9 protein-coding genes are annotated in these 14,894 nt (G+C 66.4%); all 9 read left to right on the plus strand.

Features of this window, described 5'->3' with window-relative positions:
• Positions 1 to 38 precede the first annotated feature (38 nt).
• The 9 genes from VQ067_RS06590 (at position 39) to VQ067_RS06630 (ending at position 14,886) form a co-directional block, all read left to right on the plus strand.
• A complete protein-coding gene (locus VQ067_RS06590; RefSeq protein WP_003092607.1) occupies positions 39 to 680 on the plus strand; it encodes an OB-fold-containig protein in 642 nt (213 codons plus the stop codon).
• 35 nt (positions 681 to 715) lie between these two features.
• A complete protein-coding gene (locus tag VQ067_RS06595) occupies positions 716 to 2,782 on the plus strand; it encodes a flotillin family protein (RefSeq protein WP_003092604.1) in 2,067 nt (688 codons plus the stop codon).
• 149 nt (positions 2,783 to 2,931) lie between these two features.
• Positions 2,932 to 8,172: a DNA repair ATPase gene (locus tag VQ067_RS06600; protein ID WP_033991066.1), complete on the plus strand. Its 5,241-nt coding sequence runs from the start codon at positions 2,932 to 2,934 to the stop codon at positions 8,170 to 8,172.
• 18 nt (positions 8,173 to 8,190) lie between these two features.
• Positions 8,191 to 8,883 carry a phospholipase D-like domain-containing protein gene (locus tag VQ067_RS06605; RefSeq protein ID WP_003092598.1) on the plus strand — a complete coding sequence of 231 codons (693 nt, stop codon included), beginning with the start codon at positions 8,191 to 8,193 and terminating at the stop codon, positions 8,881 to 8,883.
• 106 nt (positions 8,884 to 8,989) lie between these two features.
• Positions 8,990 to 9,529, plus strand: coding sequence for a YaeQ family protein (locus VQ067_RS06610; protein WP_003092594.1), 540 nt, complete (start codon positions 8,990 to 8,992; stop codon positions 9,527 to 9,529).
• A gap of 43 nt (positions 9,530 to 9,572) precedes the next feature.
• A complete protein-coding gene (recJ, locus tag VQ067_RS06615; protein ID WP_033991067.1) occupies positions 9,573 to 11,288 on the plus strand; it encodes a single-stranded-DNA-specific exonuclease RecJ in 1,716 nt (571 codons plus the stop codon).
• Positions 11,289 to 11,574: 286 nt separating this feature from the next.
• Positions 11,575 to 13,071, plus strand: a complete 1,497-nt coding sequence (gene lasB, locus VQ067_RS06620; RefSeq protein WP_003092588.1) for a M4 family elastase LasB — start codon at positions 11,575 to 11,577, stop codon at positions 13,069 to 13,071.
• Between the two features lie 169 nt (positions 13,072 to 13,240).
• Positions 13,241 to 14,347, plus strand: coding sequence for an NADH:flavin oxidoreductase/NADH oxidase (locus VQ067_RS06625; protein ID WP_023111441.1), 1,107 nt, complete (start codon positions 13,241 to 13,243; stop codon positions 14,345 to 14,347).
• A 188-nt stretch (positions 14,348 to 14,535) separates the two neighbouring features.
• Entirely contained in the window at positions 14,536 to 14,886 is a 351-nt protein-coding gene (locus VQ067_RS06630) for a hypothetical protein (protein WP_003137947.1), read from the plus strand.
• Positions 14,887 to 14,894 lie beyond the last annotated feature (8 nt).

The following is a 14,894-nucleotide window of genomic DNA, read 5'->3' on the forward strand; positions in this document are numbered from 1 at the left end:
GAAGGCGTCCGGGCCCGTTTTTCAGGGATAGAGCGACAATGGAAGGTTTCCTGCAGACGGCGCTGTCGTTCCCGACCGTGCTGTTCAGCTTTCTTCTGATCCTCGCGATCATCTACTGGGGCATCGTCGCCCTGGGCATGGTCGAGATCGATGTGCTCGATCTCGACGCCGAGTCGGTCGTCGATGGCGCCGGCCAGGCCGAAGGCCTCGCCGCGCTGCTGGCGAAGCTGAAACTCAACGGCGTACCGGTCACCCTGGTGCTGACCCTGCTGTCCTTCTTCGCCTGGTTCCTCTGTTACTTCGTCCAGTTGTGGCTGCTCAGCGCATTGTCGCTCGGCTGGCTGCGCTACCCGTTGGGCGCCGTGGTGGCGGTGGGCGCGCTGTTCCTGGCGGCGCCGCTGGCGGCCACGCTGTGCCGGCCGTTGCGGCCGCTGTTCCGCAAGCTGGAAAGCACCAGCAGCAAGTCGGTGCTGGGCCAGGTCGCGGTGGTGCGCAGCGGGCGGGTCACCCTGCAACATGGCGAGGCGTTGCTGGAAGACGGCGGCGCCGGGCTGATCTTGAAAGTTCGTGCGGAAGAGAACAAAGGCTTCAAGCGCGGCGATCGCGTCGTGCTGCTGGAGTACCTGGAGGCGGAGCACGCCTATCGGGTCGTTACCGAGGAAGAGTTCCGCGGTATCTGACCCGGGCTCGGTGAGAATCAAGGAGAACTGCTGCTATGGATATGACGTCGCTGATGCCCCTCCTGCTGGGAGTGGGCCTGGTCGTTCTGCTGGTCGTGGGCCTGCTGGCCCTGTTCAAGGCCTTCTACATCAAGGTCCCGCAAGGCACCGCGCTGATCGTCAACGACATGTCGTCGACGCCCAAGGTGCATTTCACCGGTGCGCTGGTCTATCCGGTGATCCACCTGAAGGAGTTCATGCGCATCTCGCTGATCACCCTGGAGGTCGACCGGCGCGGCAAGGACGGCCTGATCTGCCGCGACAACATGCGCGCGGACATCACCGTTGCCTTCTACCTGCGGGTCAACGAGACCCAGGACGACGTGCTCAAGGTGGCCAAGGCCATCGGCGTCGACCGTGCTTCCGACCGTTCGGCGGTGAACGAGCTGTTCAATGCCAAGTTCTCCGAGGCGCTGAAGACCGTCGGCAAGCAGTTCGACTTCGTCCAGCTGTTCGAGAATCGCCAGGACTTCCGTGACCGCATCATCGAGGTGATCGGCAACGACCTGAACGGCTACGTCCTGGAAGACGTCGCCATCGACTACCTGGAGCAGACCGCGAAGAACTCGCTGGACCCGAGCAACATCCTCGATGCCGAGGGCATCCGCAAGATCACCGAGCTGACCGCCACCCAGAACGTCATCACCAACGAACTGGAGCGCAACGAAGAGCTGGCGATCAAGAAGAAGAACGTCGAGACCCGTGAGGCTGCCCTGGCCCTGGAGCGCCAGCAGGCTGACGCCGAGGCCCGGCAGAAGCGCGAGATCGAGACCATCCGTGCCCGCGAGGAAGCGGAAACCGCGCGGGTCAAGGAAGAAGAGCGGCTGAAGGCCGAGCAGGCGCGGATCCAGGCGCAGCAGGAAATCGACGTGCGCACCGAGAACCACCAGCGCGAGGTCGAGGTGGCGCAGCAGAACCGCCAGCGCGCGGTGGTCATCGAGGTGGAGAAGGTCACCCGCGCCAAGGACCTGGAGATCGTCGCCCGCGAGCGTGAGGTGGAGCTGCAGAAGATCGAGAAGGAAAAGGCGCTGGAAGAGCAGCGCAAGAACATCGCCAATGTGATTCGCGAGCGCGTCGCGGTGGAAAAGACCGTGGCCCAGGAGGAGGAGCGGATCAAGGAGGTGCGCGAGGTTTCCGAGGCCGAGCGGGTCAAGCAGGTGATCCTGCTGCAGGCCCAGGCGGAAGCCGAGCAGGAGCTGGTACGCCAGGTCAAGCAGGCGGAAGCCGACGAGGCCCGCTCCAAGCACAAGGCGGTGGAAATCAACACCATGGCGCAGGCCGAGCTGGAAGCGGCGTCGAAGCAGGCCGAGGCGAAGAAGCGTCTGGCCGAGGGCATCGAGGCCGAGCGCGCAGCGCCGGGCCTAGCCGATGCGCGGGTGCTGGAAGTCACCGCTGCGGCTAAGGAAAAGGATGGCTTGGCAGCGGCGCGGGTACGTGCCGAACAACTGATCGCCGAAGCCAGGGGCGACGAGGAGCGCGGCCTGGCCGACGCCCGGGTGCTCGAGGCGCAGGCCGCTGCCAAGGAGAAGGACGGCCTGGCCGAAGCCAAGGTGCTGGCCGAGAAGCTCGGCGCCCAGGCGCGCGGCGAGGAGCAGCTCGGCGCGGCCAAGGCCAAGGCCACCAAGGACCAGGGCAGCGCGGAAGCGGAAGTACTGCTGCAGCGCCTGAATGCCGAGGCCGAGGGGCTTGGCAAGAAGTTCGGCGCCCTGGATGCCCTCAGCGACAGCGCTCGCCAGCACGAAGAGTTCCGCATGCAGCTGGAGAAGAGCTTCGAGGAGGCCATGGCGGCCATCGCCGCGAACAAGGACATCGCCAAGGACCAGGCCGAGGTGCTCGCCACCGCGCTGGGCAAGGCGAACATCGAGATCGTCGGCGGCGAGGGCGACTTCTTCAACTCCTTCGCCAAGTCGCTGTCGGTGGGCAAGGCCATCGAAGGTGTGGTCGGCAAGAGCCCGGTGGTGCAGGACGTCCTCGCCCGTCTGCTCAACGGCCGTGGCGCAGCCGCTGCGGTGGTGCCGGAACGCAAGAGCGGCCACGAGAACGAGCCGGCGGCGGAAGTCTGAGCCGACCCGCAGCTTCCTCCGCCAACTGCGGAGGCGTTCCGCCCGCGCCCTGAGCGGCGCAGCACCTGGCGTGGCCTGTTGGCTGCGCCCGGGGCAGGCCGCTCGGGCCGGTTTCCATCGATGACCGCCGTAGACCCAGGAAGACCAGGATGTCGGACACTCAAGCCGCAACTCCCGCGCAGGACGTATTGGACAAGGCCGTTGCCGAGGGCGGCGCCTACGAGGTGCTGCACAAGCGCCTGCTGGAGCAGGGCCAGCGCCTGCGGCAGACCGCCGAAAGGCTCAACGCCAGTCGCCTGGAGGAGTTCGGCGACAGCCAGATGGATGTGATCGGCCGGGTCCGCATCCGTACCGAGAACAACTGCATCGCCCGCGATATCGTCCAGGTCGGCGATTGCCTGCTGTTCGGCTACAACGTGTTCATCGGCCTGCGCAAGGAAACCGGCGTGGCCGACGTGTTCTCCCTCTACCGCCTGGTGGAGGGCAGCGAAGGCTACGAGGCGGAGCCTGTGCCACTGGGGGACAGCTTTCTCGCCGCGCCGGGCTTCGTCAACGACTTCAACGAGCTTTACACCTACTACAAGAACACCCGCCTGCTGCAATTGGCGATCCGCGACGGCAAGCTGCTGGCCAGCTTCCAGATCGGCGAGCGGATCACCGACATCCGCGTGTTCCGCTGGTCGATCTCCAGCGACGGCAGCGAAGTCCGCTACATCGACAACCGCGGCGAGCGCGACATCGCCTTGCCGGCACCGTTCGACTTCGAATGGCAGCGGGCTACCCGCGAGATGGTGGTGGAGGGCCGTTTCCCGCACCTGAACATCCTCGACACCCTGTTCGTCGAGACCATCGGTGGCGACCTGACCATCAAGGTCGAGAACAACACCGAGGTCGGCCTGGGCATCTATCGCGAAGAGGTGATGGACAAGACCCAGTCGCTGGACGACGCGCAGGTTGAATTCGCCCGCCTCGGCAGCCTGCTGCTGCTCAAGGTCCTGCCCTATCGCGAAGAGCAGTGGCGCTACCTGGTGTTCAACAGCCTGACCGGCAAGGTCGAGCGCATCGACGCCATCGGCCTGGCCTGCATCCAGTTGCCGGAGGACCACGGGATCATCTTCCCCGGCGGCTACTACCTGCAGAACGGCGAGTACCGCACCTTCGAGCAATCCATGGAAGGCATGCGCTTCAAGCGCTCGGTACGCTCGCCCAACGGCGAGGACGTGCAGTACGTTTTCTACCATCCCGAGCAGGGGCGGAACGTGCTGCTCACCTACAACCTGATCAACCGCCAGTTGCAGAATCCGCTGTTCGGCCACGGCTACGCGCGCCTGGAGGACGGGCGCATGGTGATCTTCGCCGCCGAAGGCGAGGAACCGACCCGCATCCATCCGATGCAGGTCTGGCAGACGCCGTTCTGCACCGAGGAGTACGCGGCCCGCCAACCGGCGCGTAGCGGTTTCCTCGGGCGGATCGGCAATGCCGAGCTGGTGCGCGGCGTCTCCGACCTCTACGACCTGTGCCGGGAGATCGAGACTCCGGCGGTTTCGATCCAGCGCTACTCGCTGCTGTGCCAGAACACCCAGCGCCTGTTCGACGTCTACCACTGGCTCGGCAGCGACCAACTGGACGGCTTGGCGCCGCTGTTGCGCGAAGTGGCGGCGACCGCCGAGCTGGTGCTCGACGAATACGAGAAGGTCGAGAGTATCCGCCGCCAGTCGGCCCAGGCGATGGTCGACGCGGAGGAGCGGCACAAGGCGCTGCTCTCCGGCTTGCTGCCCGACGGCTGGGACCGGGTGCAGCAGTTCGTCGACGGGCTCAACGGCATCACCGCCCAGCGTGGCTTGCTGCTGACCATCCGCGAGTACCGCTACATCGACGTGGCGCGACTCGACGCCATGGAGGCCGAACTGCTCGCGGCCCACGAGCGGGTGGCCGCCGCCACTGCGACCTTCCTCGCCAGCGAACAGGCCCTGCAGCCCTTGCTGGAGCGCCTGCAGAGCCTCGATGGCGAGGCGCAGAAAGCCGAGACCGTGGCCCAGCTCGGCGAGCCGCTGGCGGCCCTGGAGGCGATGGCTGGCGACCTCGACATGCTGTCCTCGCTGATGGCTTCGCTGCGCATCGACGACGCGACCCAGCGGACCCGCATCATCGAGTCGATCTCGGAGATCTACGCCCGCCTGAACCAGGCCAAGGCGCGCGCCGAGCAGCGGCGCAAGGGGCTCGGTTCGAGCGAGACCGTGGCCCAGTTCGGTGCCCAGTTCAAACTCTTCGGCCAGGGCATCACCAACGCCCTGGCCCAGGCCCAGGACCCCGAGCGCTGCGACGAGCAACTGTCGCGCCTGCTGGTGCAACTGGAGGAACTGGAAAGCCAGTTCGGCGACCATGAGCAGTTCCTCGGCGACATCCTGGCCAAGCGCGAGGAGCTGCTGGAAACCTTCGAGGCGCACAAGCAGACCCTGCTCGACGAGCGCCAGCGCAAGGCCCAGGGATTGCTCGACGCCGCCCGGCGAATCCTCGACAGCCTGCAACGACGCACCGCGCGCTTCACCCAGGCGGAGGAACTGAACGCGTTCTTCGCCGCCGACCCGCTGATCCTCAAGTTGCGCGAACTGGCCGAACGTCTTCGCGAATTGAAGGACAGCGTCAAGGCCGACGACGTCGAGGCGCGCCTGAAGGCCGCGCGCGACCAGGCGGTCCGCGCATTGCGCGACAAGAGCGAGCTGTTCGAGGAGGGCGGCGACGTCATCCGCCTGGGCCCGCGCCACCGCTTCAGCGTCAACACCCAGGAACTCGACCTGACCCTGATGCCGCGCGGCGACGCGCTGTACCTGCACCTGACCGGCACCGATTTCCTCGAACCGCTGCAGGACCCGCGGCTCGATGAGTTGCGCGGGTTCTGGCAGGTGAACCTGGAGTCCGAATCGGAGACGCTGTACCGCGCCGAATATCTCGCCGGCGAAGTGCTCGCCGCCGCCGACGCGGGCCGCGATGGCTTCAGCCTGGAGCGCTTGCAGGCGCTGCTGGCGCAGCCGGACGAGCTGGCGCGGGCGATCCGCGATTTCGCCGCGCCGCGCTACAAGGAGGGCTACGAGAAAGGTATTCACGACCACGATGCGGCGGCGATCCTGGTTCGCCTGCTGCCGTTGCGCGAGAGCGCCGGACTGCTACGCTACGCGCCCTCGGCGCGGGCTTTCGCCAGCCTGTTCTGGAGCCGCCGGCGCGAGGAGCGGGAGGTCGCCGGCTGGCCCGAGCGGGCACGCAGCAGCCGCGGCATCCAGCAGATGTTCGGTCGTGACGACGGCCTGCTCGCCCTTCGCGGCGAAGTGGCCGCGGCGATGCGTGCGCTGCTCGCCGAACAGCCCATCGCGCTGGACCCGCAGCATATCGACGAGGCGGCCGAGTACCTGGTCTGGGAATTGTCCGCCGAGCGTCCCGAATTCATCTTCAGCAAATATGCCCGGCAATTGCAGGAAGGACTCAAGCTGCGCCTGCAAGGCGCGCGTCTATGGGACGACTACCGGCAGACCCTGGAGCGCCTCGACGAGCGGCCCGCCGCCCAGTGGGAACTGGCCGGCAACTGGCTGCGCGGACTATGTGGCGACGCCGAGTTCCAGCCGCTGGCGGCCTACCTGGACGAGGCGGTGGCGCTCTCGTTGCTGGACGAGGAGATGCCACGACGGATCACCGAGGTCGACCTGCGCTTCCAGGTCGACGGCCTGATGGGCGAGCATCCGCGCATCGTCGAACGCGGCCTGGCGCTGGCGGTGGACGACTTCTTCGGCCGCCTGCGTCGCCATCGCCAGCAATTCCTGCCGGGGCTGCGGCGCTACCAGGCGCTGCGCCAGGAGATCGTCGAACACGAGCGCGAGGCATTGCGCCTGGCCGAGTTCAAGCCGCGACCGCTGTCCTCGTTCGTTCGCAACAAGCTGATCAATGACGTCTACCTGGGTGTCATCGGCGACAACCTGGCCAAGCAGATGGGGACGGTGGGCGAGAACAAGCGCACCGACCTGATGGGCCTGCTGATGCTGATCTCCCCGCCAGGCTACGGCAAGACCACCCTGATGGAGTACGTGGCGCACCGCCTGGGGCTGATCTTCATGAAGATCAACGGTCCTGCCCTCGGCCACGAGGTGCGCTCGCTCGACCCCGGGCAGGCGCCGGACGCGACTTCGCGGCAGGAACTGGAGAAGCTCAACCTGGCGCTGGAGATGGGCAACAACGTGATGCTCTATGTCGACGACATCCAGCACACCCATCCGGAGTTCCTGCAGAAGTTCATCTCCCTCTGCGACGGCACGCGCCGGGTGGAAGGGGTGTGGAAGGGCCGGACCAAGACCTACGACATGCGTGGGCGGAAGTTCTGCGTGGTGATGGCGGGCAACCCCTACACCGAGTCCGGCGAGGTCTTCCGCATTCCCGACATGCTCGCCAACCGCGCCGACATCTACAACCTCGGCGACACCCTCAGCGGCATGCAGGAGGCGTTCTCCCTCAGCTACATCGAGAACGCCCTGACCTCCAACCCGGTTCTCGCGCCGCTGGCCACCCGCGACATGGCCGACGTCTATCGCTTCGTCGCCAAGGCCGAGGGCAAGCCGTTCTCCAGCAACGAGTTGGCCCACGGCTACAGCGGTGCCGAGATCAACGAGATCAGCAGCACCCTGCAACGCCTCATGCAGGTGCGCGACGTGGTGCTCAAGGTCAACCAGCAGTACATCGCCAGCGCCGCCCAGGCCGACCAGTACCGCAGCGAGCCGCCGTTCAAGCTGCAGGGCAGCTACCGCAACATGAACAAGATGGCGGAGAAGATCTCCGCGGTGATGAACGATGCCGAGCTGCTGCAACTGATCGCCGACCACTATCAGGGCGAGTCGCAACTGCTGACCACCGGAGCCGAGGAGAACCTGCTGAAGCTCGCCGAACTGCGCGGCAACCAGAGCCCCGAGCAGGCCGAGCGCTGGGCGCAGATCAAGCGTGACTTCCTGCGCAACAAGTCCATGGGCGGCAGCGACGCCGACGTCGGCGGACGGCTGGTGGCGCAGCTCAACGATCTGGTGGAAAGCGTCCGTGGCCTGGCTCGCGAACCCCAGCCGGTACAACCGGCGCCCTGGGACGAGTTGCTGGCTGGATTGCGCCAGCTCGGCCAGGGCGCGCCGGCGCTGAACGTCGAGGTGACGGCGCCTGCGCAGCCGGGCGTGCAGCAGGTGCTGGAGAGCCTTGCCGCCTGCCTGCAGGACAGTTTCCTGCCGCTGATCAAGGTGATGGACCGCAAGATCGACGTCGACCTGCGCACGCACAACCGCATCAACGAGATATCCAGCCGCCTCGACGAACTGGGCCGGTTGCTGGGCGGCGAGCAGAGGCCGCTGGAGAACGATCAACCCTGAGGACACGAGGAGCGGGAAATGGACTTCGACGGATTGGACCGCCAACTGCGCGACAGCCTGGCCGACCTGAAGCTGAGCAACGAGGAACGGGACGAACTACGCCAACTGGGCAGCGAGCTGGCGCCCGACCAGGTGCGTTTCCTGCGCAACCGTGCCTTCGACCTGGTGCGTGAGCTGGTCCTCGTGGAGGAGCAGGGCGAACGGATAGCCGCCCTGAAGTGGCTGGAGCAGGTGGTGCGCACCCTGGAGGTTACCGCGGCGGCGCCGCGCAGCCGCGCCAGCGCCTATTTCAGTCCCGGCGAGGAGTGTCGGCGGAAGATCCGCGAGCTGTGCCGGCAGGCCAGGCAGAGCCTGGACATCTGCGTGTTCACCATCTCCGACGACCAGCTCAGTGCGGAAATCCTGGCCTGCCATCGGCGCGGCGTTCCGGTGCGGATCATCAGCGACGATGACAAGCAGTTCGACGAAGGCAGCGACATCCATGCGCTGCGCGAGGCCGGCGTGCCGCTGCGAATCGACGACAGTCCCTTCCACATGCACCACAAGTTCGCCCTGGTGGATGGCGCCTGGCTGCTCAACGGCAGTTTCAACTGGACCCGCAGCGCCAGCGTCAACAACGAAGAGAACCTGCTGGTAACCGACGACGCCGTGCTGATCGGCGCCTATCGGCGCGAATTCGAGGAACTCTGGGGCCGCTACGCCCCGCGCTGAGCGGCAGGGACGCGAGAAAGGCAGGGCAGGCGGTCGGCCGGCGGACCGCACGCGGGCGGGTTTCAGGTTAGACTTGCGCCCTTTCGCTTCCCTCGCCGGTATTCCCATGGCCCTGCAATCCACGCCCTATAAAGCCGATATTTCCCTCACCGACCTGGACCGCGGGGTCTACGAGACGTTGCGCCTGACCGTGGCCCGGCACCCCTCCGAGACCGAGGAGCGCCTGGCCGTGCGCTTGCTGGCCTACGTGCTGTGGTACGGCGAGCAGATCGCCTTCGGGCGTGGCCTGTCGGACGTGGACGAACCGGCGCTCTGGGAAAAGAGCCTGGACGGCCGGGTCCTGCACTGGATCGAAGTCGGCCAGCCGGACGCCGAGCGCATCACCTGGTGCTCGCGTCGCTGCGAGCGCTTCAGCCTGCTCGCCTATGGCAACCTGCGGGTCTGGCAGACCAAGGTGCTGGACAGCGTGCGCAGCCTGAAGAACATCAACGTCGCGGCAGTGCCCCAGGAACCCCTGGAGAGCCTGTCCCGCGACCTGCCGCGTTCGATCAACTGGACCGTGATGATCAGCGAGGGCACCCTGTTCGTCACCGACGAGAACGGCCAGCACGAGTTGCAGCTGGAATGGCTGCAGGGCGAGCGTTGATCGCCGCCGCCGTTTCCTTCCGTCGAGCCGAACGAGTGACCTGATGCGTATCGAACCCCGCCCCCTGCCCGAAACCCTGCCCGATCTCGGCGACCTTCCGCCATTGCTGGCACGCCTGTACGCAGCTCGTGGCGTGCGTTGCGCCGAGGAGCTGGACAAGGGCCTGGCGCGGCTGATTCCCTTCCAGCGGCTGAAAGGCATCGAGGAGGGCGTGGCGCTGCTGGTGGATGCCCTGGAGGGCGGCCAGCGGATTCTCATCGTCGGCGACTTCGACGCCGACGGCGCCACCGCCAGCAGCGTCGGCGTGCTGGCCCTGCGCATGCTCGGCGCGGCCTGGGTCGATTACCTGGTGCCGAACCGCTTCGAGTACGGCTACGGCCTGACCCCGGAGATCGTCGGCGTGGCCCTGGAGAAGCGTCCCGACCTGCTGGTGACGGTGGACAACGGCATCTCCAGCGTGGACGGCGTCCAGGCGGCGAAAGCCGCGGGGCTCAAGGTGCTGGTCACCGACCACCACCTGCCTGGCCCGGAACTGCCGGCGGCGGATGCGATCATCAACCCCAACCAGCCGGGCTGCGAATTCCCCAGCAAGGCCATGGCCGGGGTCGGGGTGATCTTCTATGTGATGCTGGCGTTGCGGGCGCGCCTGCGCGAGCTGGACTGGTTCGCCCGGCGCGGGCTGAAGGAACCGAACCTCGCCGAGCTGCTCGACCTGGTGGCGCTGGGCAGCGTCGCCGATGTGGTGCCGCTCGATGCCAACAACCGCATCCTGGTCCACCAGGGCCTCGCGCGCATCCGCGCCGGCCGCGCCCGGCCGGGCTTGCGCGCGCTGCTGGAGGTGGCCGGGCGGCCTCCGGTACGGATCACCTCCACCGACCTGGGTTTCATCCTCGGTCCGCGCCTGAACGCGGCGGGTCGGCTCGACGACATGTCCCTCGGCATCGAATGCCTGCTCTGCGACGACGAAGCGCTGGCCCGCGACATGGCGGTGCAGCTCGACCAGTTGAACCAGGACCGCAAGGCCATCGAGCAGGGTATGCAGCGCGAGGCGCTGGCGCAGCTCAAGGAGCTGAGCCTGGAGCAACTGCCGTTCGGCTTGTGCCTGTTCGACGCCGACTGGCACCAGGGCGTGATCGGAATCCTCGCCTCGCGCCTGAAGGAGCGTTACCACCGGCCGACCATCGCCTTCGCCGACGCCGGCGACGGCAGCCTGAAAGGCTCGGCACGGTCGATTCCCGGCTTCCACATCCGCGACGCGCTGGACGCGGTAGCCGCCCGTCATCCCGGGCTGATCAGCAAGTTCGGCGGCCACGCGATGGCTGCCGGACTATCGTTGCCGCAGGAAAACTTCGGCGCTTTCTCCGCCGCCTTCGATGCCGAAGTACGCCGCCAACTGGCCGAGGAGGACCTGGCCGGGCGCCTGCTCTCCGATGGCCAGTTGAGCATCCAGGAGTTCCACCTGGAGCTGGCGCGCGCGTTGCGCCAGGCAGGTCCCTGGGGCCAGCACTTTCCCGAGCCGACGTTCCACGGGGTGTTCCAGCTGGTGCAGCAGCGGATCGTCGGCGAGCGTCACCTGAAGCTGGTGCTGAAAAGCGAATGCGGCTCGCTGCAACTGGATGGCATTGCCTTCAACATCGACCGCGAGCAGTGGCCCAACCCTACCGTGCGCTGGGCCGAGCTGGCCTACAAGCTCGACGTCAACGAATTCCGCGGCCAGGAAAGCGTGCAACTGATGATCGTCCACATGGCCCCTCGCTGAGCGCGTCCCGGGGCTGGGGGCAACCTAGCTGCCACCTGCTTTTCTGCTAGCTATTCCAGCGAAAACATACAGATTTCCGGCGAAATCAAGGCTACCTGCCAGTTCTGGCAGGTTTGGCCGCGGGTTCTTTTTGGTACACGAAAGCACCGTCGAAAACGGGACCGAGCCAGGGGAGTGCAGTTCCTTCTACCCGAAGGACTGATACGGCTGTTCCGATCAGCCCACAAGGCGGCGGTAAGCGTCGGCCGAGTACTTCGGCCTGAAAAAACCAGGAGAACTGAACAAGATGAAGAAGGTTTCTACGCTTGACCTGTTGTTCGTTGCGATCATGGGTGTTTCGCCGGCCGCTTTTGCCGCCGACCTGATCGACGTGTCCAAACTCCCCAGCAAGGCTGCCCAGGGCGCGCCCGGCCCGGTCACCTTGCAAGCCGCGGTCGGCGCCGGCGGTGCCGACGAACTGAAAGCGATCCGCAGCACGACCCTGCCCAACGGCAAGCAGGTCACCCGCTACGAGCAATTCCACAACGGCGTACGGGTGGTCGGCGAAGCCATCACCGAAGTCAAGGGTCCCGGCAAGAGCGTGGCGGCGCGGCGCAGCGGCCATTTCGTCGCCAACATCGCCGCCGACCTGCCGGGCAGCACCACCGCGGCGGTATCCGCCGAGCAGGTGCTGGCCCAGGCCAAGAGCCTGAAGGCCCAGGGCCGCAAGACCGAGAATGACAAAGTGGAACTGGTGATCCGCCTGGGCGAGAACAACATCGCCCAACTGGTCTACAACGTCTCCTACCTGATTCCCGGCGAGGGACTGTCGCGGCCGCATTTCGTCATCGACGCCAAGACCGGTGAAGTGCTCGATCAGTGGGAAGGCCTGGCCCACGCCGAGGCGGGCGGCCCCGGTGGCAACCAGAAGATCGGCAAGTACACCTACGGTAGCGACTACGGTCCGCTGATCGTCAACGACCGCTGCGAGATGGACGACGGCAACGTCATCACCGTCGACATGAACGGCAGCACCAACGACAGCAAGACCACGCCGTTCCGCTTCGCCTGCCCGACCAACACCTACAAGCAGGTCAACGGCGCTTATTCGCCACTGAACGACGCGCATTTCTTCGGCGGCGTGGTGTTCAACCTGTACCGGGACTGGTTCGGCACCAGCCCGCTGACCCACAAGCTGTACATGAAGGTGCACTACGGGCGCAGCGTGGAGAACGCCTACTGGGACGGCACGGCGATGCTCTTCGGCGACGGCGCCACCATGTTCTATCCGCTGGTGTCGCTGGACGTGGCGGCCCACGAGGTCAGCCACGGCTTCACCGAGCAGAACTCCGGGCTGATCTACCGCGGGCAATCCGGCGGAATGAACGAGGCGTTCTCCGACATGGCCGGCGAGGCCGCCGAGTTCTACATGCGCGGCAAGAACGACTTCCTGATCGGCTACGACATCAAGAAGGGCAGCGGTGCGTTGCGCTACATGGACCAGCCCAGCCGCGACGGGCGATCCATCGACAACGCCTCGCAGTACTACAACGGTATCGACGTGCACCACTCCAGCGGCGTGTACAACCGTGCGTTCTACCTGCTGGCCAACTCGCCGGGCTGGGATACCCGCAAGGCCTTCGAGGTGTTCGTCGACGCCAACCGCTACTACTGGACCGCCACCAGCAACTACAACAGCGGTGCCTGTGGAGTGATTAGCTCGGCGCAGAACCGCAACTACTCGGCGGCTGACGTCACCCGGGCGTTCAGCACTGTCGGCGTGACCTGCCCGAGCGCGTTGTAAGCTCGGTGGCCCCGGCCGGCACTCCAGGAAGGAATGCCGGCCGGGGCCGCTCAAGCCGTCTTCCGCCAGGAGGACGGCTGCTTTATGTCGCTTGGGCCGCTGGCCTCCGCGAACCCGGTCTAAAGTTCAGGTGTGAGCATTTATTCCAAGACCGACCGGGAGTCCTGCCATGAGTCTGCTGTTCGAGCCTCTTAGCCTGCGTCAAATCACCTTGCCCAACCGCATCGCCGTATCGCCCATGTGCCAGTATTCGGCGCAGGAGGGCCTGGCCAACGACTGGCATCTCGTGCACCTGGGCAGTCGCGCGGTGGGCGGCGCCGGCCTGGTGATCGTCGAAGCCACCGCGGTGTTGCCCGAGGGGCGCATCACCGCCGACGACCTCGGCATCTGGAGCGACGCGCATGTCGAGCCGTTGCATCGCATCACCCGTTTCATCGAGTCCCAGGGCGCGGTCGCCGGGGTCCAGCTGGCCCACGCCGGGCGCAAGGCGAGTACCTGGCGGCCGTGGCTGGGCAAGCACGGCAGCGTGCCGATAGGCGAGGGCGGCTGGATACCGGTGGCGCCGTCGGCGATCCCGTTCGATCCCCAGCACACGACCCCCGAGGCTCTGAGCGAGGCGCAGATCGAGGCGCTGGTGCAGGCCTTCGTACGCGCCACCGAGCGCTCCCTGGCTGCCGGCTTCAAGGTCGCGGAGGTGCATGCGGCCCACGGCTACCTGTTGCATCAGTTCCTCTCGCCGCTGTCGAACCAGCGTCGCGACCAGTACGGCGGCTGCTTCGAGAACCGCATCCGCCTGCTTCTGCAGGTCACCGCCGCGGTGCGCAAGGCCTGGCCGGAAGAGTTGCCGCTATTCGTGCGGCTATCCGCCACCGACTGGGTGGAGGATGGCTGGAACCCCGACGAGACCGTGGAACTGGCCCGGCGCCTGAAGGACCTGGGCGTGGACCTGATCGACGTGTCTTCCGGCGGTACCGCGGCGAATGCGGAAATCCCGGTAGGACCGGGCTACCAGACCGAGTTCGCCGAACGGGTGAAGAAGGAGGCCGGCATCGCCAGCGGAACGGTGGGCATGATCACCGAGCCGGTGCAGGCCGAGCATATTCTGCGCACCGGCCAGGCTGACCTGATCCTGCTTGCCCGTGAACTGCTGCGCGATCCGTACTGGCCGTTGCACGCTGCCGACGAACTGCGCAACGAGCAGATGCCCTGGCCGCCGCAGTACCTGCGAGCCGCTCATCGCAGCACGCCGCCGCGCAAATCCCTGGAAATGCAGTGAGCGGTCGGGGCCGTCGGCGCGGCGAGGCACCGGCGGCCCACCTGATGGAAACCTTTGCCGCCCTTGGCGGTCTGCCTGGCATCAGGAAATCATCCTGAGCGTTTCGCGGGAGATATTGCGTAATGGCAATATGATGCTATTCTCCCGCGACGTTCGCTCCGGACCGCACTTCGAGAAAGGATGCTCGCATGCACGCTACCGCCGGTTCTCCCCACGCCTCCCTGCCTGACAGCGATGTCGCCCTGCTGGCCAATATCCTGGTCCTGGCGACACGCAACATGAACAACATGACCACCATGCTGGCGCACCTTTCGGTGGAACTCAGCCAGAGCGAAGAGCCACGCCTGCAACGGGTCGGTCATCGGGTCCTGAACGAACTCTCGGAGCTGGGGGCCGCCCTGGAGACCCAGTGGGACCTGATCGGCGCGCTGTCGCGTTTCTCGCCCCTGCTCGATCGCACCCTGCCGCGCCAGGAACCCCTGGTCACCGAGATCCACCTCACCGATCTGCCGGGCCAGGCGCTGCCGCCCTCCGCCTGAACGGCGCG

Source organism: Pseudomonas sp. KBN12P06040 (assembly GCF_037574965.1).
GTDB classification, from domain to species: domain Bacteria; phylum Pseudomonadota; class Gammaproteobacteria; order Pseudomonadales; family Pseudomonadaceae; genus Pseudomonas; species Pseudomonas aeruginosa.

Bases quoted from the DNA above. Each gene is read 5' to 3' on its own strand.
- VQ067_RS06590 (WP_003092607.1), top strand. From the start codon at position 39: ATGGAAGGTTTCCTGCAGACGGCGCTGTCGTTCCCGACCGTGCTGTTC.
- VQ067_RS06595 (WP_003092604.1), top strand. From the start codon at position 716: ATGGATATGACGTCGCTGATGCCCCTCCTGCTGGGAGTGGGCCTGGTC.
- VQ067_RS06600 (WP_033991066.1), top strand. From the start codon at position 2,932: ATGTCGGACACTCAAGCCGCAACTCCCGCGCAGGACGTATTGGACAAG.
- VQ067_RS06605 (WP_003092598.1), top strand. From the start codon at position 8,191: ATGGACTTCGACGGATTGGACCGCCAACTGCGCGACAGCCTGGCCGAC.
- VQ067_RS06610 (WP_003092594.1), top strand. From the start codon at position 8,990: ATGGCCCTGCAATCCACGCCCTATAAAGCCGATATTTCCCTCACCGAC.
- recJ (WP_033991067.1), top strand. From the start codon at position 9,573: ATGCGTATCGAACCCCGCCCCCTGCCCGAAACCCTGCCCGATCTCGGC.
- lasB (WP_003092588.1), top strand. From the start codon at position 11,575: ATGAAGAAGGTTTCTACGCTTGACCTGTTGTTCGTTGCGATCATGGGT.
- VQ067_RS06625 (WP_023111441.1), top strand. From the start codon at position 13,241: ATGAGTCTGCTGTTCGAGCCTCTTAGCCTGCGTCAAATCACCTTGCCC.
- VQ067_RS06630 (WP_003137947.1), top strand. From the start codon at position 14,536: ATGCACGCTACCGCCGGTTCTCCCCACGCCTCCCTGCCTGACAGCGAT.